Source organism: Microbulbifer sp. A4B17 (genome assembly GCF_003076275.1).
Taxonomy (GTDB): domain Bacteria; phylum Pseudomonadota; class Gammaproteobacteria; order Pseudomonadales; family Cellvibrionaceae; genus Microbulbifer.
Window position 1 is genome coordinate 512,501 of record NZ_CP029064.1, and the last position, 19,003, is coordinate 531,503.

The window sequence follows — 19,003 nt, forward strand, 5'->3', positions numbered from 1 at the left end:
AGAGACCGGCGATTCGGTAGGTGATTTTACTGCCATAAGTCCATTTTTCCGGCACTGTCTTTAAGTTTGGCTATTGGACAGGAGTCAGAGGTAGGAAAATAAGAAGTCCCGGCAAGATAAAAAAAAGGCCCCGAAAATACAAGGGGGCCCATGGTCTTAGGGTATTCGCTTAGCAAACATTTCAATGCCAACTGTGGGGGCCTGTGACCTAACAGCCGCGCCACTGGGAAGGATCGCGTGACAAGTTCCGAGTCACGAATCTAGCGCCATTTTAAGAAACCTGTCATACCTGTCAACTATATCTATTAGTATTTTTTGAGGGGGTTGTTCTGCTGTTCGTTAATAAATTACATGGACCGAATTTCGAGCTGGGTTTGCAGCATTAAACAGCATAATTTATAGGGGCGGTTCAGCTGGGCAGGATAATTTCACGTGTAACTCTGTGGGGCAGAGGATACTTTCGGGAAGTTGGACTGTTCTTCTTTTAATCGCAGTTGTTGGGGAGAATAAAGATGAGCGAATTACATGTGCTAACCACCGGGGAAGCAGCCAGGTACTGCGGTGTTAACTTCCGAACGGTGATTCGCTGGATTGAGCGTGGGCAACTCAAGGCATACAAACTTCCAGGGCGTGGTGATCACCGTATCTGCGTTGAGGATTTCGTAGGTTTCCTGCGTGATAACTCAATGCCAGTTCCAAACGATCTGGCGGTTCCCAGTCGCAAAGTGCTTCTGCTGACGACTGATCCTGAGCTGACTTCTGGCGGGCGTCAGGCGCTCCAGCAAATGGGTTGCGATGTTGAAGTGGCTGGCGATAGTTTCTCTGCCGGTATCCTGATGGCGAGTGCCAAGCCGGCTTTGCTGGTGGTTGATACCGGGCTCTTAGGAGAGAGTGGATTTCAGGTACTGGACTACCTTAGGTCCCGCAGTGAATATTCAAACCTGAGTATTCTGGTGGTGCCCTCTGATGATGATGGTGAGAAGGCCCGTTGGTTGGATGCGGGAGCCGATGCCTTGCTGACACATCGTTCTGAACACGGTGAACTTTCTGCAAAGGCCAAGCTTTTGCTGGAAGCAGATGCCTAAGTAGCGTATCGCGCTATTAAGCATTAATTCCCCCTTCTGTGTGGGGCTGGTATTTCAACAGCCCCCGCGCTGAAACCTAGATGGGTTTCGGTATCAACATAGATTCCTCTTCTCCCTCAGGGCGATCTCGGCCCTGTTCAGGGCAGTGGCAGCTCGCCGTAATTTGGTCCCCGTTCAAGCTGTTCAGGTGAACATCGAAGCCCCATAGCCGGTGGAGATGCTTGAGAACTTCTGCTGTGTCTTTGCCAAGTGGCCGGCGGCGATGTTGTGTATGGTGCAAGGTCAGCGAGCGGTCGCCACGGGTGTCTACTGAATAGACTTGGATATTCGGTTCCCGGTTGCCCAAATTGTATTGACCCGCCAGGTTTTCTCTCAACTGGCGATAACCACTCTCATCGTGGATAGCACTGACAATAATATCGTTCTCTTTATCGTTGTCGCTAATGCAAAACAGTTTCATGTCTCGCATCACCTTGGGAGACAGGAATTGCAAAATAAAACTCTCATCCTTGAAGTCGCGCATGGCGAACTGAAGTGTTTCACGCCAGTTACTGCCAGCAATGTCTGGGAACCAATGGCGATCCTCTTCCGTAGGTTTTTCACAGATACGTCGTAGATCACTGAAAATACTGAAGCCCAGTGTGTAGGGATTGATGCCGCTGTAATGGGGACTGTCAAAAGATGGCTGGTAGATTACATTGGTGTGGCTTTGCAGGAACTCCATCATAAAGCCTTCAGTAACCCGCCTGCGTTTATACAGCTCGGTCAGAAGGGTGTAGTGCCAGAAGGTAGCCCAGCCCTCATTCATTACCTGGGTTTGCCGTTGTGGATAAAAATATTGGGCCAGTTTGCGTACGATACGCACCAGCTCACGTTGCCAGTTTTCCAGTAGAGGGGCATTTTTTTCAATAAAATACAGGATATTTTCCTGTGGCTCTTCGGGGAAACGCTTTTCCTTGGCTTCTTCGATGCCATCGCCGAGTTTTGGTATGGTTCTCCATAAATCATTCAGCTGTCTCTGGCGGTACTCTTCCCGCTCCTGCTGCTGACGCTCTTCTTCAATGGCTGAAATTGGATAGGGGCGCTTGTACCTGTCTACCCCGTAATTCATCAGGGCGTGACAGGAATCGAGAATGGCCTCTACCTCATCCAGTCCGTAGCGCTCTTCGCAGCGGGAAATATAATTTTTGGCAAAGATCAGGTAGTCGATTATGCTGCTGGCATCTGTCCAGGAGCGAAAAAGGTAATTTCCTTTAAAGAAAGAGTTGTGCCCGTAGGAGGCGTGGGCAATCACCAAAGCCTGCATCGTCATGGTATTTTCTTCCATGAGATAGGCAATGCAGGGATTTGAATTGATGACTATTTCATAGGCTAAGCCCATTAATCCGCGCTGGTAATTATTTTCAACGCTGATAAATTGCTTGCCAAAAGACCAGTGGTTGTAGCCCACTGGCATACCAACTGAAGAATAGGCATCCATCATTTGCTCTGAGCAGATGACTTCAATCTGATTGGGATAAGTGTCTAATCCGAACTCTTCTGCCAGTGCGCCGATGGCTCGGTCATACTCCTGGATTAACTCAAAAGTCCACTCCGAGCTGGTAGATATGGGCTGGGGTGACTCAGATTCAGGCGCTTCAGCGCCACTGGCAAATTTGTCGAGCATCAGGCCGTCACCTTTTGGCGAAATAGTTGCCGGAATACCGGATAAATATCCTGTACATCGACAATTTGCTCCATTGCAAAGTGATTGGGGAATAAAGTGCGAACACTTTCGTACTCCTCCCACAGGGCCTGGTGATCCCTGGGGGTAATTTCTACATAAGAGTAGTACTGCACATGGGGCATAATGTCGTCGATCAGAATTCGGTGACAGGTACTTGAGTCATCGTTCCAGTTATCACCGTCGGAGGCCTGGGCTCCGTAAATATTCCACTCACTGGCAGGATAGCGCTCTCTCATAATGCGTCGCATTAACTTGAGTGCACTGGAAACAATGGTACCGCCCGTCTCCCGAGAATAGAAAAACTCTTCTTCGTCAACCTCTTTAGCGCTGGTGTGGTGTCGAATAAATACAACTTCCGTATATTCATAACTCCGCTGTAGAAATAAATAAAGAAGTAAGAAGAACCGCTTGGCCATATCTTTGGTGGCTTGATTCATCGAGCCGGATACGTCCATCAGGCAGAACATTACTGCCCTTGAGCGCGGTTTGGGCTGGCGGATCAGTAAGTTATATTTTAAATCGAAATCGTCGAGGAAGGGGACCCGGTTGATACGGCTTCGAAGTTCGGCTATTTGGCTTTTAAGGGCTTCAATTTTCCGTTGGTCTCGCAGCGCGGTATCTTTGTTTTCTTCCTGAGTAAGGTCTTTCTCTAAATTGCGCAGGTTTCTACGCTTACTGCTTGTCAATGCGATACGCCTGGCATGAGCAGACCTTAATGAGCGAATCACGTTGAGGCGACCTGGAGTGCCTTCATTGCTGATTCCGGCACGGACTATCTGAAAAGACTCATTGCCGGCCAGGCGCTGCTTGATCATATTAGGCAGTTGCAGCCCCTCAAACATAAAGTCCAAAAACTCTTCTTGGGAGATTTGGAAGACAAAGTCGTCAACTCCCTCTCCGCTATCACTGGCGCCTCCGCCACTGCCATCACCACCTCTTTGCCCTTGACGGGGAATACGATCTCCAGCAGTAAATTGCTTGTTTCCTGGTAGAACCCGCTCTACGTGCCCTCCGCTGCCATGGGAAAAAAGGGGCTCACTGATATCCCGGGTGGGGATACTGATTCGCTCGCCCTTATCCATGTCCATTATCGAGCGGCTGTTCATGGCATCGCCGACAGCTTTCTTAATGTGAGCTTTATAGCGCCTTAAGAATCGCTGCCGGTTAACGGTGCTTTTTTTCTTTCCATTCAAGCGGCGGTCGATGATATAGCTCATATTTCTGCCTTTGTTCTGAATAAAAATCTCAGGCATTTGTTGCCATAAATCTATTCAGAAAATTCCCTACTGGGTCAGCCCAACTCAAGCACTAGCATCTTCACTCTAGGATCTAAGCAGTATTCTCGTTTGGCTTCCTCGTGTTTTCGTAGTGATGTAAGTGCGTGAAAAATTTACTACTGCGATTTTCTTACGCGCAGATACCATTCGGATAACAATCGAACCTGTTTCTCGGTATAGCCACGTTCGACCATACGTGCAACGAAGTCTGCGTGCTTACGTTTATCATCTGCTGAGGCTTTGGTATTAAAGGATATGACAGGAAGAAGATCTTCCGTATTGGAAAACATTTTCTTCTCAATAACGGCACGCAATTTTTCGTAGGATCTCCAATCGGGATTTTTTCCCTGATTGTTAGCTCTGGCTCGAAGTACAAAGTTAACTATTTCATTGCGGAAATCTTTCGGATTGGAGATTCCAGCGGGTTTTTCTGTTTTCTCAAGCTCTTCATTCAGGGCGCCTCGATCCAGTATTTCGCCAGTTTCCGGATCGCGGTACTCTTGGTCCTGTATCCAAAAGTCAGCGTAGGTAACATATCGGTCAAACAGGTTTTGACCGTATTCCGCATAGGATTCCAGATATGCGGTCTGAATCTCCTTACCGATAAATTCTACATACCTTGGAGCCAAATATTCCTTGATAAATCCGAGGTAATTTTCTTGAACCTCTGGTGGGAATTGCTCCTGCTCTATCTGTTGCTCTAGGACATATAATAAATGAACCGGGTTTGCCGCTACCTCAGTAGCATCGAAGTTGAAAACTTTAGAGAGAATCTTAAAGGAGAAACGTGTTGAAAGTCCGTTCATGCCTTCGTCGACGCCGGCATTATCCCTGTATTCCTGAATGGTTTTTGCTTTGGGGTCTGTATCTTTCAGGTTTTCTCCATCATAGATCCGCATCTTGGAGTAAAGACTGGAATTTTCCGGATTTTTAATCCTCGATAGTACAGAGAATTGTGCCAACATCCTCAGGGTGTCTGGTGCACAGGGTGCTTTTGAAAGGGAACTATTTTCCAGAAGTTTCTGGTAGATTCGGATTTCTTCCTGTACCCGCACACAGTAGGGCACTTTGACGATATAAATACGATCGAGGAAGGCTTCATTGTTACGATTATTACGGAAGGATTGCCACTCTGACTCGTTGGAGTGAGCAAGAATTGTGCCGTTAAAAGGAATTGATCCCAATCCCTCAGTACTGTTGTAATTCCCTTCCTGTGTTGCGGTCAGCAAGGGGTGAAGTACCTTAATGGGTGCCTTGAACATCTCGACAAATTCCATCAGCCCCTGATTAGCCCTACATAAACTTCCGGAAAAACTGTAGGCATCGGGATCATTCTGGGGGAAGTCCTCAAGTTTGCGAATATCTATCTTTCCGACCAGGGAAGAGATATCCTGATTATTTTCATCTCCGGGTTCTGTTTTTGATATGGCAACTTGATCAAGGATCGATGGGCGGATTTTTACGACACGGAATTTACTGATGTCTCCTTTAAATTCATGGAGTCGTTTCACAGACCATGGAGACATAATGGTATTAACGTATCGACGGGCAATGCCGTAGTCCTCTTCAAGGATACGGCCATCCTCAGAGGGAGAGAAAAGACTTAATGGGGATTCAAATACAGGTGACCCTTTAATTGCATAGATTGGAATCTGCTCCATTAGAGCTTTTAGCCGCTCTGCAAGGGATGACTTCCCGCCACCAACGGGTCCTAAAAGGTATAGGATTTGTTTCTTCTCTTCTAACCCCTGTGCGGCATGTCGGAAGAAGGAGACAATCTGCTCAATGGCTTCTTCCATACCATAGAATTCACTGAAAGCCTTATAGCGCTTAATAACCTTGTTACAGAAAATACGTGACAGGCGGGGATCCCGTGAGGTGTCCACCAGTTCAGCCTCGCCGATTGCCATCAGCATTCTCTCAGCTGGTGACGCGTAGGCGCTGCGGTCTGTCTTACACAGTTCCAGGTATTCCTGAATACTGAGTTCCTCGTCCTGGATAGATTCGTATCTTTCCAGGTAGTGATTGAAAATTGTCATGGTGTCTACTTCCCTGTAGCCTACTGGATTTAGCTCAGCTTCTTGCTTTCGTCAGGGTGTCGTGCGCTTGTGGCTGCTATTTCTGTGCGACTTCCCCAACTGGGACAAATGGTGCATGAGCTCTAAAGTCCAGATCTTGTTTGGGATACGCTTGGCGTGAAGCACTATCATTATTGCCGTTGTGAACCTTGTTCTTTGCCGGAGTATGTGATGAATGCACTCCAGCTTTTCCAGCATAGCTTTCCCTTTCAGTGAGACGGTGGAATGTCACTTATATAGGTTGAATTGAGCGGCTGTTTTACGCTTTACTACAGCCCATATTGGGTATCAAAGAAATATCGAGGAGTTTAAATGGCGATTTTGGTGACTGGTGGTGCCGGTTATATTGGCAGTCATACCTGTATTGAGTTGCTCACTGCCGGCTTTGAGCCAGTGGTTGTTGATAATTTAGCAAACAGCAGTGAGGAAGCTCTTCGTCGAGTAGAGTCAATTACTGGCAAAAGTATCCCGTTTCATCATCTCGATATTAATGATAAAGAGGGGGTGCGCAAAGTATTCTCCGCTCATGAGATTGACGCCGTAATTCACTTTGCTGGATTAAAGGCTGTAGGTGAGTCTGTTGCACAGCCTCTGCGCTACTACCAGAATAATGTGGCCGGCACCCTAACGTTATGCGAAGTGATGGAGGAGTTTGGGGTACACCGCTTGATTTTCAGTTCGTCTGCAACGGTCTATGGCGATCCTGAAACCGTGCCAATTAAAGAAGACTTCCCTACTGGTGCAACCAATCCCTATGGCTCAAGTAAGTTGATTGTAGAGAATATGCTGCGGGACCTTTGTGCAGCGCCGAACAGTCAGTGGAAAGTGAGTTTATTGCGTTATTTCAATCCAATTGGTGCTCATGAAAGTGGGACTATTGGTGAAGACCCCAGTGGCATCCCCAACAACTTGCTACCCTACGTTTCTCAAGTGGCAGTAGGTAGGCTGGAGCAGCTACAAGTTTTTGGAGGTGATTATGATACCGTTGATGGTACCGGGGTTCGGGATTATATTCACGTAGTGGATCTGGCTCGCGGACATTTGGCAGCGCTGAACTTAATTTGTGGCGAAGAGACTTCTGAGGGCTGTTATACCCATAACCTGGGTACAGGGGAGGGAAGCTCTGTTTTACAAGTCGTACGAGCCTTTGAGAGTGTCAGTGGAAAAGATATTCCCTATAACATTGCTCCGCGGAGACCCGGTGATATTGCAGAGTGTTATGCAGATCCAGAGCTGGCTGAGATGGAGTTGGGTTGGAAGGCAGAGTACGATTTGGTACGTATGGTGGAAGATACCTGGCGCTGGCAGTATAAAAATCCTAAGGGGTATACTGCTGAATAGCTTACCAAAATCAAAGAGTTTCGATATTCCACCTAGGACCTAAGATAATAAGCTTTTTCTAATATTTTAATATTACTCATTGCTTGCATACTCCCCTGAATTGATGTGGGCAATGAGATCTCTTCAGATTTTCAATATACCAATTTCTACAATTCTTGTCTTTTTACTGGTAAGGTCCGAAAATATATTATTCGTGTTGGCCAAGTTGTTTCCCGTCTGTTAGTAAAGAATAATAACCTTTTATCTACTGGTTGCTTGTATGGCTATTTGTTGATAATTTCTTATGCTCAAAATTTCAAATTTTACGTTATTTTAGTTTTTATCTCCGTGTGCAAGGAGTCAGGGTTGAAATATATTCAAGTTGTATTGTTAATGTTAGTAGGCTTTTCTACGTTGGCTGAGGAGAGATCAGGAGTAGATATTTCAATTGTGAAATCAGGAGATAATTTCTGGAAGCTTATTTACCAAATGGATAGACCGGCAAGCCGTATTGGTTTTGTGCGTAACCCAGATGCCTCTCGTGTCGAGCGTTGGGAACCTCTTTCTTTAGAGTTTGAAATAGTCTCTATTGATGGTTATGAGTATCTGGCCAGAAAAGATGGGGCTTCCTTTGACCGCGTTGAAATTTCGTTAACACCGACATATAAACATCTTAAAAAAGATTATGCGCCTTTCTCTCCTTATTCAAACGGCGGGAACTTGATATATACGGGACGCCTGTTTGCCTGTATTGAAGCGTGTAGCGATGACGTACAGAGTTGGAAGCTATCAATGCAGATCCCCGAGGGCGAGCATATGATTGTTAATGGACAGGTTTACACAGGATCAACAAATTGGGTTGATCGAGAGAGTGGAATGAATATCTATGTCGGCACCCAAAAGCCTATTGAGGGGAGTAGCTTTATCGCTGTAATTGATGGTGGCTTGCCGGACAAAATTAGGAATTCTTTAAATTCAGATATTCCAAAAATGATAAATTATTTTGGGGGAAGGCTTGGGGAAAATACTGTTGGAAAACCAACCTTATACGCATCTTATGCCCAAGTTGATGGTAGTGATCGTCAAGGGGGAACCTTGCCAAACCAGATATTCATGCATTGGAATTTGAACGATATGGATAAGAGGTTGGAAGATCCCAGTTTTGTTAGTGACATTATTTGGTTCTTTGCCCATGAAGTAGCTCATTTTCACCAGGAAGGTAAAGAGGAAGTGTTGTCAAATGATGTTAGTGAATCATGGCTACACGAGGGTAATGCTGACTGGCTGGCAGCCTCAGCTTTGATAGATTTGTATCCCGATTTAGAGGAATATGTTTATTCCAAAATTGATAAATATAAGGTGAGTTGTTCTGAAGGTTTGAAAGAATTCCCATTGGTTGAAGCTGCGAACCATGGAAGGTTTGATTTATATTACAGCTGTGGTCTGCTTATACACCGAGCAATTGATCAATCTTTACAGGAAAAAAGTAACGGCTCATTAAATTTGTTTTCATTATGGAAAAGTTATCGCGAAACGATTGAAGGTGGTGGAGAGAAAGGGAGTGATAGTTTTTTGAATATGGTGGAGGACAGAACCTCCCGAGATTTTGTTGAAGTTATCAGGCAGTTGATTAACAGTAAATTGGTTAATCCTGAAGCGACATTGGATAAACTATCAGAGACAATATAGGTCCACTGTAATATGTGTTAGTGCCAATTCAGTTAAGAACTGATTGTTGCGAAGCTTATTAATTGACAGTAATCAACTGATTTTATAAAAGGAACGTTATAAAATTTGCCTTTCCCTATTTAGCTTTGTGGGTATTTTTAGAGCCCTACAAGCTGCAATCTGTACAAAAGAACTCTTCATCACTTAAGCGCATTGCAGTTAGATATCCTCCCCAAACACAACCTGTGTCCAGTGCATAGATATTCTCAGTATCTGCGCGGCCTTCCAGTGCAGCCCAATGTCCGAAAATAATCTTGTCATTTTTGGTCTTTCGGTTGGGAAAGCTGAACCAAGGCTGGTATTCACCGTGAGATGCCTGGATTCCTTTTTTGTGGATAAGGTCCAGGGTGCCATCTGCCTTACAGAAGCGCATTCTAGTGAAGTAATTTGTGATGGATCGCAGGCGCTCAACACCAATCAAGTGATCATCCCAGCAGTGGGGCTCATTGCCATACATACCATAGAAGTATGCCTTTGCCATGGCTTCGTCGGCGAGAGCTTTATGTACTTCAGTGGCGAGTTTTTGGGCTTTTGTAACACTCCAAATCGGGGGGATACCCGCGTGCACCATTGTGTACCCCTTCTTGTGTACTAGAAGAGGTAGGCCTTGTAGCCATTCCAGTAAATTATCAGCATCCTTTGCCTTTAAAACCTTGGCCAGATCACGCTCTTTTTCCGATAGAGGTTTAGCTCCATGGGCGAGAGCCAGTAAATGGAGATCATGATTCCCCAGCACTGCTGTAACCTGCTGCCGGTGTTCGTAGAGAAAACGAAGCGTGCTTAGGCTGTCCTCGCCCCGGTGGACCAGATCTCCCGCAAGCCATAGTTTATCGCGGTCAGCACAAAAGTTGATTTTCCTGAGGAGGCTTTGAAATGCCGCAAAGCAACCCTGAATATCTCCGATGGCGTAAGTTGCCAAGGTTTCCCCCAAAAATTTGAAAAATATTTATTGTTGTTGCAAGTTTGTACAGTAGTCAGCCAGTTTAACAAAGTCCTCGACACTTAATGTTTCGGGGCGGCGGCTGGCATCTACAGGTAGCTGCTCGGGATCGAGTTCCGGGAACAGGGGTTTTAGGGCGTTGCGCAGGGTTTTACGGCGCTGCTGAAAGGCAATATTAACGATCCTTTCCAATAATCCTTCGTCTTTGGCGGTAAATGGCAGAGTGCTGTGGGGCACCAACCTCACGATGGCAGAGTCTACTTTAGGGGCGGGTCGGAAGGACTGCGGGGGAACAGGGAACAGGCCCTGTACACGGCAGAAGTATTGAACCATGACACTGAGCCGCCCATAAGATTTGCTGGAAGGAGTGGCACTGAGTCGATCTACCACTTCTTTCTGCAGCATAAAATGCATATCCTGGACCTGCTCGCGAAAACTAAGCAGATGGAACAGCAGCGGTGTGGATATGTTATACGGCAGGTTGCCGACGATACGCAGCTGCTTATCATCGGCAAAGGTGCCAAAATCAAATTTCAGCGCATCTTTCTCAATAATACTGAACTCCGGGTATTCCCTGAATTTAAATTCCAGCATCGGAATCAGGTCGCGATCCAGCTCTACAGCGGTCAGGGATGGACAGCGTTTTAGTAGTAACTCTGTAATCGCACCCTGACCCGGGCCGATTTCTACCAAGGTGTCTGTTTCCTTGGGGCCTACCGCACGAACGATGCGCTCGATAATATTTTCATCGACGAGAAAGTTTTGCCCAAAGCGTTTGCGGGCTTTGTGTTGAAAGAAGTTATCCATTGATATATCTGAAACCTGGATGATTAATTTTGCAGTTAAGTCTCGGAATTCTAGAGGGTGGCTCAGTTGATATGTCCATTAGGGCCTATCACTGCGCTCACATGAGTGAGGATATGGTTCACACTTTTCTCCAGGTAAGTTTTGAGTGCTGGTTAGGGATTGCGCAACTCGGCTAGTGAGATGGCCTGGGTCAGAGCTGCTTTGAGGCTGCCACAGTCTGCAGAGCCAGTGCCCGCAATATTGAGAGCTGTGCCATGGTCTACTGAAGTGCGGATAAAGGGTAGCCCCAAAGTGATATTGACGGCATGGCCAAAACCCTTGAATTTTAACACTGGTAGTCCCTGGTCGTGATACATAGCTAAAACGGCGTCGCATTCAGATAAATGCGGTGGGGTAAAAAGAGTGTCTGCGGGCAGTGGGCCCTTTAGTGATACACCTCGGCTACGCAAGTGCTCAAGTGCAGGTTCAATAATTTCTATTTCTTCCCTGCCCAGATGTCCCCCCTCTCCGGCGTGGGGGTTAAGGCCACATACGCTGATACGGGGATTGGGGATTCCAAAGTGTTCCTGCAAACTGGTGTCGAGGATGGTAATAATCTGTTCCAGAAGCGGGCGATTGATCGCACCGCTTACATCTTTTAGGGGAAGGTGGGTTGTTACAAGGGCAACTCGGAGGTCTTCTGCTGCCAGCATCATAACGACACGCTCAACCCCGGCTTTTTCGGCAAAGAACTCTGTATGGCCGCTAAATGAGGTTCCGGCTTCGTTAATAATGCCCTTGTGTACTGGCCCTGTTACGAGGGCGTCAAACTGGCCTGCCAGGCAACCCTCTGCTGCAACTGAAAGGGTTTCCAAAACATAGTGTGCATTGGCAGCATTCAGCATTCCTGGTCGAGCTGACTCGGCCATGGGAATGGGCAGGGTGTAGAGGGTACCGGGAGGCGTTCCCGCTGTTCCCGCAGTAGGCAAAGGGAGGAGCTTGAGAGGCAACTTCAAAGCCCCAGCGGTATCCATCAGTAACTGGGGGTCAGCAATTGCGACAATCTGTGCCGAAGAGCTCTCTTGTGCAATCTTTACTGCGAGCTCTGGGCCGATACCTGCGGGTTCTCCGGGGGTGAATGCAATTTTAGGAGCCATTGATATATAACTTTCCTATTGCTACAAAAAAAAACCGGGCACAGGGCCCGGTCTTTCCCGCTGACAAAGCGGTTTACGGTTGATTCTCTGAGCCCTCAGTGGTCTCAGAATCCGGCAGTTTGATTTCTACGTATGCCTGGTCGCGAATTTCACGGCGCCAGTTTTGCAGTTCCTCTTCGTAGCGGCGGTTACGCAGCAAGTTGGCGGCTTGATTGCGGATATATTGGTCGGTCATATCCTGTTTGCGGCGATCTTCAACCTGCAGGATATGCCAGCCAAACTGGCTGCGGAAGGGCAGGCTAATACTGCCGATCTCAGTTCCATCCATCGCCTGGGTAAACTCTGGCACAAACTGCCCGGGCATAGACCAGCCAAGATCGCCGCCGGATAGCATCGAGCCAATATCTTCTGAATTCTCACGGGCCAACTCGCCAAAGTTGTCGCTGGCCATGGCCTCTTCGCGCAATTCGATCAGCTTATTGTAGGCTTGGTCGTCAGTGAGAATAGCGGATGGTTTGAGCAGGATATGGCGCACTTTTGTCTGCTCTACCAGCTGCTCGCTGGCACCTTTCTGTGCGTGAATTTTCAATAGGTGAAAACCTGCGTCACTACGGAAAGGCTCGGTAATATCGCCGGCCTTTAAGTCAGTGAGGGCATCCGCAAATAGGGTTGGGAGCTCGACGGTTTTGCGCCAGCCTAGATCCCCGCCGGAGAGGGCATTCTGACCTGCAGAGTTTGCGATGGCCAAGCGGCGGAAGTCGGCACCGTCCCTGGCCTGCTGAGCCAGGTCTTCGGCTTTCTCCCGCGCCTGTGTAACTTCACTGGTAGGAGCGCTGGAGCTTACGGGAATCAGGATATGGCCCAGCTCAAACTGGGGAGACTTCCAGAATTCCCCTTCCTTGGAACGCAGGAAGTTATCGATATCCTGGTCAGTAATCTGAATCCGGCGGTTAACACTGCCTTGCTCTACACGGCGAATCATCAGCTCCTGACGGATTTGCTGACGAAAGCTCTTCATACTCATGCCGTCTGCGAGCAGGCGTTGGCGGAATATTTCGGGGCTGACCCCCGCGTTTTGCTGAACCCTGGCGATAGCCTGATCCAGCTCTGACTCGGAAACAGTTACACCGGCACGGGACGCCATCTGTAGTTGCAGGCGCTCGATAATCAGCTGTTCGAGCACTTGTCGGCGCAGGATTTCCACTGGGGGAGCCTGTACCTGTTGTGCCTGGATCTGGCTTGTAATGGTGTTCATGCGCTGAGACAGTTCACTTGCCATTACAACATCGTCATCAACAACAGCGACTACCCGGTCAAGGTTCCTGACTTGTGCAGTGGCGGAAGCGGCGATGAGGGCGCCAGCCGCCAGTACGGGTGCCAGGCCCAATTTCGGTACGAACTTCTTAATTATTCTCATCACTGTTTCAGCTCTTCTCTCTGATCAAAGTTGGCAATCCCCTGGGTCAGCATTTCTGTCACGGTTGAACCAAAGCCCGCTAAGCCTTTGAGTTCGACTTCAAGGTAAATACCCTCGTCGTACTCAAGGTCTTCAGCAGAGACAACCCCTGCGAGATCATTGTCCAGTGTGCGTCGCCACACTAGTCGGGTACGGTAGCAGCAGTCGTCATATTCGATACCTGCCAGGTATTCCAGTTCCCGATTCAAAGTAAGATCATAGCTGGCACCAGCCATGAGTGAGGTATGAGTACCAAGTGGGAGGACAGTTGAGGCATTTAGTTGACTCACGGTTTCATCTTCATCTTCGTCCTCATCATCGTCATCCGTTGAGTCCGGGCGCTCGTAGTAATAGCTTAAATTAAAGATGCGGAAGTCGTCATCAAGATAGCGCAGGCTGAAATTGCCGCGATTAATATTGTGCTCACTATCTTCATATACCAGCTCAGTACCCAAACGCAGGGATTCGAAAGGGCGACTCTCGATTCGTGCAGCCAGCTCTGACCGTTGGGTATCCTCAATGTAAGAGTCACGGCCAATTTGCCGGTCACTGGAGTAATAGACTTGCCCGACACTGGCTGAGAAGAGATCCCGACCACTGACTGGGTCGATATAGCGGGTTGTCAGGCCAAGGGCAATTCTGTCCGCATCGTCGATTCGGTCATTACCAGTAAACCGGCTATCGCGGAATAGCTGGTCATAACTGAAAGTGTAAAGTGACGTGTCGTACAGCAGGTTGTTACTATTTGGGTCGATCTCAACTTCAGGGTCGACGTCGTCAGCGCGATCGCTTATATCAAAGAAATCACTCTGATCAGCATTGCTGCTGATCAGGGTAAACAGCCGTGGCTCCAGAGTCTGGATAAAGTCGCGATTAAACAGGTGGCTATCCCGTTCGAAATAGAGCCCTGTATCTAGTATGAACTGTGCCGCAGCAGCATCGGGGGTATCGTCGGCATCCTCAGGTAGAAACAGGTCACTCACGCTGTAAGCTAGGTAGCGTCCTGCTATTCCTGGCTTGAAATATCCCCAGAGCCACTCTTTATCCCAGTAAAACTCATAGTCGAGGCGCAGTCGATCTGCGGTGATAAAGTCCCGAGTTTGAGTTGTGACACTATCGGGGTCATCGGTGTCTTCAATGAATCTGATGGTCTGTGTGTCGCTGTGATCCCAGCTGGTGACTTCATTTTGCATAGTCAGCAGCCAGTCATTCCAACGGTAATCACCATCGACATCAAAACGGGGGTATTGGGCAAATGTATCGAAGGCGTCGTTTTCTAGTACTTGATAGTCCTGGGTACGTAAGGTTGCTTTCCAGTGCTCGCTGCGTAGTAACCCCTGGACTTTCTGACTAACTCGGGTTTCCGCATTGATATCGAGGTTTGCGGTGCTCAAATCGCGGAAATAGTCCGGGTCACTGACCTTGGTATAGTCGATATCAGTACGCCAGACACTGCCACTGTATCCCCCTTGCTGCTCCAAACTGATCAGCCAGCGGTCTTCACCTTTGTAGGGAAGTACCAGATCCTCCGGGAAGCCCTCGTCAATCAGCTCCTGGGCAAGATCGTTGTTGCCGCCGTCGTCGTCGGGCAGATCGGCTACGCGAATTTCGGTACTGAACATTTCCGCTAAGTGGCGGAATTCAACTTCGAGACCGGTCCCACGGTACTGGATATGGCGTGGGGATATAGTGGCGTCCATCTGGGGCGCAATATTCCAGTAGTAAGGGATGGCGAGGTCCCAGCCATTCTTGTCACTGTTACTGAGGGTAGGAAACAGGAAGCCGGACATGCGCGCATCGCCTACAGGAAAGCGGAAATACGGCAGATACAAGACAGGCACATCCAAAATCCTAAGGCGCACATCTCGTGCAGTGCCCTGGCTCTCTACCTCATCAATATTGATCTCGCGTCCAGTTAATTGCCAGAACTCTCGCCCGGGCTCACAGCGGGTATAAGTGCCCTCGGTGAGAGTTAATTCGCCACTGGTTTGACGTGCAACCAGCTCGGCGTCCCCATGAATAAAAGCATCGTGAACCACATAGGTGGCGTCTTCAATGGAGGCGGCTTCGCTTTCTGTATGAACTTCGGCTGAAGAGCCACGGATCAGTAAACTGGGCTCTCGAAGCTCAATAGCGCCATTCAGGGTGGCAATATTTTCCTGGCGATTCAGTGTGACCTGATCGGCAAACAGCTGCCGGTATCCCTGGGTTATATGTACATTGCCACTCAGCTCGGCAGAACCGTCCTCCAGCCACTGCGACTTCTCTGCTGTCGCTCTGAGAGGGGCCTCACCAGGGGGAAGATCAGAGCCGGGATAGTTGCGCGGTGGAGCTACAAAGGCGCCGGAACATACTGCGGGTAGATTGGCTTGTTCCTCGGGGGTCAGCTCGGAGCGGGGCAACCAGTCCAGGTACAAATAGGGATTGTAGTCGGGGTCAGGATAAGGCTCGCCTTGGTTGGCTTGCGCCCACAGCGGCTGCACAGCGATCAGGCCGAGGGCGACAGAGCGGGCTTGGGAGTTTTTAGCTATCGCCAGAGCAAGGCGACGCCACCGGGAGACTTCAAGCATCAAACGATATGTTCCAGCTATCTTTTAGTGTTTCTTTATCGATGGATATGTGCGACAGCTTTCGAGCCGGGGCGCGCAAAATCATCGTCCGATTCTACTTGAATGTAGAAGTGGTTAATAGCCGTACTGGAGCCGTAATGTTAAAGCTTGAAACTCAGTCCTGAAACGCAAATTACCTGGAACTCGTGTTCTGTTTTTGTGTAAGGCAAAGCAGAGGCTCTAATAAATAGTGATGGTGTCTCTGGACGCAGAGGGGCTCAGGGTTAAAATGCAGCTAGAAACATTTGGAAGTCATAAGATGAGTCTAAGATCGAGCGGTGAAGTTGAGCAGGGGGGCGAGATTGACTCCGATTCCAGACGCGATGCATTGAGTGAGTGGGTTGGCGAGGCCCTGGATATGGGTGCTCCGGCTGATTTATCGCCCCTGGCGGGAGATGCCGGGTTTCGGCGTTATTTCCGCACTCAAACCGAGCCGCCGCTGATAGCGGTGGACACTCCTCCCCAGCTGACTAACCCCGCGCGCTTTGTGGCCCTGGCTGATTACTTGCGTCGAAACGGCATCCATACGCCGATGGTGGTTGCCGCAGATACCGCCGAGGGCTATCTGTTGCTGGAGGATCTGGGTGATACCCAGTTGTATAGTGTGCTCAACAGTGACAGTGTTGAGGGACTCTACGCAGAGGTAATGAGTGAACTTTTATGCCTGCAGCAAATCCCTTTTGAGGAACAATTATTCCCCACTTATAGCCGCGAACTGCTTCTTAAGGAAATGCAGGTTATGCCAGAGTGGCTGGTGCGAGAGCTGCTCAGCTACCAGCTTGGTGAGCGGGAAGAAAAAATGTTGGAGCATACCTTTGAGTTGTTGCTCAACAGTGCAGAAGAGCAGCCCCACACTATTGTTCACCGGGATTACCACAGTCGCAATTTGATGATCCGCGATGGGGAAAGGCCGGGGATTGTCGATTTTCAGGATGCTGTGTGGGGGCCTGCTACCTACGATCTGGTGTCTCTACTCAGAGATTGCTATATCCGCTGGCCCCGCGAGCGGGTAGAGCGCTGGGTGCTGGCTTATGCCGCCACTGCTGAAGCGGCAGGTGTTATGCAACCAGTGGATCCGCAACTCTATCTTCGTTGGTTCGACTGGATGGGGTTACAGCGCCATATTAAAGTACTGGGTCTATTCCCGCGTCTCAGTCTGCGGGATGGGAAGCAGGGCTACCTGCAGCATCTGCCCCTTGTGATTCGCTATGTTTTGGAAACCGCTGGACGCTACCCTGAGCTGAAGCCATTTGTCGAATGGTTCAGCGGCACCCTGCTGCCGCAGATAGAGCCTCTGCCCTGGTACTGCGATTACCGCTGTGCCGGTGATCAGCTGAAGTAGGCCGTACGAAAACTGTACAGATTAATTTAATGAGCAAACCCAAAAAGAATTCCCCTTTGACTGCCATGGTATTGGCAGCAGGTTTTGGGCGCCGTATGCGCCCACTGACGGATCAAACTCCAAAGCCCCTGTTGCCGGTTGCCGGTAAGCCCCTGATTGAATATGCAATTGAGCGCTTGGCAGCTATTGGTGTGCAAAAGGTCGTGATTAATCTGGGCTACTTGGGATCCAAAATTCGTCAACAGCTCGGTTCTGGTTCCCGCTGGGGGTTAGATATTCACTACTCTGTCGAGCATGAGGAGGAGCCACTGGAAACTGCCGGGGGGATTCTCAAGGCTCTGCCACTGATCGGAGATTCATCTTTTCTGGTGGTTAATGGTGACGTCTGGTGTGACTATGACCTGTCGCAATGGATCGAGAGGCCGCTGCCGGAGTCATGCCCTGGACGTCTTTTGATGGTCCCCAATCCTCCCCATAACCCCGATGGAGATTTTGGCATAGAAAGTGGCTTGCTGTCGGGTACAGCCAAGCCCCGTTATACCTTTGCCGGTATTAGCTGGCTGCGAGCTGAAACCCTCACTAAATACCCGAAGCGTCGCGAGTGCTTTGGTCTTGGAGAAGTGTTCACCTTTAATGAGGACAAGCTACAAGCTGAACTCTATGAGGGCGACTGGTGCGATGTGGGGACCCCCGAGCGCCTGGAAAATTTAGATCGCCGACTGACTGGCGAAAGTTGAGTTACCAAAGGATATTTTGATGTCAGATTACAAGATCGCTCCCTCTATTCTCTCCGCAGATTTCGCACGTTTGGGTGAAGAGGTGGACAATGTGTTGGCAGCCGGAGCGGACTGGGTGCATTTTGATGTGATGGACAATCACTATGTGCCAAATCTCACGATTGGTCCTATGGTATGCCAGGCACTGCGCAAACACGGTGTTGAAGCTCCGATTGATGTGCACCTGATGGTGGAGCCGGTGGATGAAATGATTCGCATGTTCGCTGATGCCGGAGCTACCTATATTACGTTTCACCCAGAAGCCTCTCGTCATCCGGACCGCTCCCTGCAATTGATCCGCAGCCTCGGCTGTAAAGCCGGGCTGGTATTCAATCCAGCCAGTGGTCTCGATGCCGCCAAGTATGTGATGGATAAGCTGGATATGATCCTGCTGATGTCAGTAAACCCGGGGTTTGGTGGGCAGAAGTTTATCCCAAGTACCCTTACCAAGTTAAAAGAAGCCCGCAAGCTGATTGATGAGTCTGGGTTTGATATTCGCCTTGAGATTGACGGCGGTGTAAATCGCGACAATATTGCTGAAATTGCCGCAGCTGGAGCGGATATCTTTGTCGCAGGCTCTGCCATCTTTAATACTCCAGACTACGCTGAAGTGATTGCGGCCATGCGCAAGAGTCTGGCTTAATTTACAAAACTGGCGGGTAATCTCTTGCCCGCCATAGACGGGATTTGTTAACTTGTGCGCCTGCACTGAGGGAATTTCCG

The 19,003-nt window shown here is 48.9% G+C and carries 14 protein-coding genes; 6 read left to right on the plus strand and 8 right to left on the minus strand.

What is annotated here, in order from left to right:
- Positions 1–512 precede the first annotated feature (512 nt).
- Positions 513–1,085, plus strand: a complete 573-nt coding sequence (locus BTJ40_RS02260) for a helix-turn-helix domain-containing protein (RefSeq protein WP_108731594.1) — start codon at positions 513–515, stop codon at positions 1,083–1,085.
- Between the two features lie 76 nt (positions 1,086–1,161).
- On the opposite strand, the gene BTJ40_RS02265 is transcribed toward BTJ40_RS02260, so the two are convergent.
- From BTJ40_RS02265 to BTJ40_RS02275, 3 genes are all read right to left on the minus strand, one after another.
- Entirely contained in the window at positions 1,162–2,751 is a 1,590-nt protein-coding gene (locus tag BTJ40_RS02265) for a SpoVR family protein (RefSeq protein ID WP_108731595.1), read from the minus strand.
- The gene (locus BTJ40_RS02270) at positions 2,751–4,028 is read right to left on the minus strand and encodes a YeaH/YhbH family protein (protein WP_108735136.1); all 1,278 of its coding nucleotides are present in this window, start codon (positions 4,026–4,028) and stop codon (positions 2,751–2,753) included. The genes BTJ40_RS02265 and BTJ40_RS02270 overlap by 1 nt, the downstream gene beginning before the upstream one ends.
- A 176-nt stretch (positions 4,029–4,204) precedes the next feature.
- Positions 4,205–6,127 (minus strand): PrkA family serine protein kinase, encoded by a 1,923-nt coding sequence (locus BTJ40_RS02275; protein WP_108731596.1) that lies wholly within the window; start codon positions 6,125–6,127, stop codon positions 4,205–4,207.
- 351 nt (positions 6,128–6,478) lie between these two features.
- Between BTJ40_RS02275 and galE the strand changes: the two genes are divergently transcribed.
- A complete protein-coding gene (gene galE / locus BTJ40_RS02280; RefSeq protein ID WP_108731597.1) occupies positions 6,479–7,507 on the plus strand; it encodes a UDP-glucose 4-epimerase GalE in 1,029 nt (342 codons plus the stop codon).
- A 345-nt stretch (positions 7,508–7,852) separates the two neighbouring features.
- Positions 7,853–9,175 (plus strand): hypothetical protein, encoded by a 1,323-nt coding sequence (locus tag BTJ40_RS02285; RefSeq protein WP_157953865.1) that lies wholly within the window; start codon positions 7,853–7,855, stop codon positions 9,173–9,175.
- 145 nt (positions 9,176–9,320) lie between these two features.
- On the opposite strand, the gene BTJ40_RS02290 is transcribed toward BTJ40_RS02285, so the two are convergent.
- From BTJ40_RS02290 to BTJ40_RS02310, 5 genes are all read right to left on the minus strand, one after another.
- On the minus strand, positions 9,321–10,133 hold the full coding sequence (locus tag BTJ40_RS02290; RefSeq protein ID WP_108731599.1) for a symmetrical bis(5'-nucleosyl)-tetraphosphatase: 813 nt from the start codon (positions 10,131–10,133) through the stop codon (positions 9,321–9,323).
- 27 nt (positions 10,134–10,160) lie between these two features.
- Positions 10,161–10,961, minus strand: a complete 801-nt coding sequence (gene rsmA / locus BTJ40_RS02295) for a 16S rRNA (adenine(1518)-N(6)/adenine(1519)-N(6))-dimethyltransferase RsmA (RefSeq protein WP_108731600.1) — start codon at positions 10,959–10,961, stop codon at positions 10,161–10,163.
- A gap of 152 nt (positions 10,962–11,113) precedes the next feature.
- The gene (gene pdxA / locus BTJ40_RS02300; protein WP_157953866.1) at positions 11,114–12,097 is read right to left on the minus strand and encodes a 4-hydroxythreonine-4-phosphate dehydrogenase PdxA; all 984 of its coding nucleotides are present in this window, start codon (positions 12,095–12,097) and stop codon (positions 11,114–11,116) included.
- Positions 12,098–12,170: 73 nt separating this feature from the next.
- Positions 12,171–13,514, minus strand: a complete 1,344-nt coding sequence (locus BTJ40_RS02305) for a peptidylprolyl isomerase (RefSeq protein WP_192879409.1) — start codon at positions 13,512–13,514, stop codon at positions 12,171–12,173.
- Complete coding sequence (locus tag BTJ40_RS02310) at positions 13,514–16,123, minus strand: LPS-assembly protein LptD (RefSeq protein WP_108731602.1); 2,610 nt, start codon at positions 16,121–16,123, stop codon at positions 13,514–13,516. The genes BTJ40_RS02305 and BTJ40_RS02310 overlap by 1 nt, the downstream gene beginning before the upstream one ends.
- Positions 16,124–16,421: 298 nt before the next feature.
- Between BTJ40_RS02310 and BTJ40_RS02315 the strand changes: the two genes are divergently transcribed.
- The 3 genes from BTJ40_RS02315 to rpe are packed head-to-tail and all read left to right on the plus strand — an operon-like array spanning position 16,422 to position 18,923.
- On the plus strand, positions 16,422–17,504 hold the full coding sequence (locus tag BTJ40_RS02315; protein WP_238152106.1) for an aminoglycoside phosphotransferase family protein: 1,083 nt from the start codon (positions 16,422–16,424) through the stop codon (positions 17,502–17,504).
- A gap of 29 nt (positions 17,505–17,533) precedes the next feature.
- On the plus strand, positions 17,534–18,241 hold the full coding sequence (locus BTJ40_RS02320; RefSeq protein WP_238152107.1) for a nucleotidyltransferase family protein: 708 nt from the start codon (positions 17,534–17,536) through the stop codon (positions 18,239–18,241).
- A 19-nt stretch (positions 18,242–18,260) separates the two neighbouring features.
- Positions 18,261–18,923: a ribulose-phosphate 3-epimerase gene (rpe, locus tag BTJ40_RS02325; RefSeq protein ID WP_108731603.1), complete on the plus strand. Its 663-nt coding sequence runs from the start codon at positions 18,261–18,263 to the stop codon at positions 18,921–18,923.
- Positions 18,924–19,003: the final 80 nt, after the last annotated feature.

Coding starts and splice junctions, on each gene's coding strand:
- pdxA (WP_157953866.1), bottom strand. CDS start 12,097: ATGGCTCCTAAAATTGCATTCACCCCCGGAGAACCCGCAGGTATCGGC.
- BTJ40_RS02305 (WP_192879409.1), bottom strand. CDS start 13,514: ATGAGAATAATTAAGAAGTTCGTACCGAAATTGGGCCTGGCACCCGTA.
- galE (WP_108731597.1), top strand. CDS start 6,479: ATGGCGATTTTGGTGACTGGTGGTGCCGGTTATATTGGCAGTCATACC.
- rpe (WP_108731603.1), top strand. CDS start 18,261: ATGTCAGATTACAAGATCGCTCCCTCTATTCTCTCCGCAGATTTCGCA.
- BTJ40_RS02270 (WP_108735136.1), bottom strand. CDS start 4,028: ATGAGCTATATCATCGACCGCCGCTTGAATGGAAAGAAAAAAAGCACC.
- BTJ40_RS02310 (WP_108731602.1), bottom strand. CDS start 16,123: ATGCTTGAAGTCTCCCGGTGGCGTCGCCTTGCTCTGGCGATAGCTAAA.
- BTJ40_RS02315 (WP_238152106.1), top strand. CDS start 16,422: ATGAGTCTAAGATCGAGCGGTGAAGTTGAGCAGGGGGGCGAGATTGAC.
- rsmA (WP_108731600.1), bottom strand. CDS start 10,961: ATGGATAACTTCTTTCAACACAAAGCCCGCAAACGCTTTGGGCAAAAC.
- BTJ40_RS02320 (WP_238152107.1), top strand. CDS start 17,534: ATGAGCAAACCCAAAAAGAATTCCCCTTTGACTGCCATGGTATTGGCA.
- BTJ40_RS02260 (WP_108731594.1), top strand. CDS start 513: ATGAGCGAATTACATGTGCTAACCACCGGGGAAGCAGCCAGGTACTGC.
- BTJ40_RS02265 (WP_108731595.1), bottom strand. CDS start 2,751: ATGCTCGACAAATTTGCCAGTGGCGCTGAAGCGCCTGAATCTGAGTCA.
- BTJ40_RS02275 (WP_108731596.1), bottom strand. CDS start 6,127: ATGACAATTTTCAATCACTACCTGGAAAGATACGAATCTATCCAGGAC.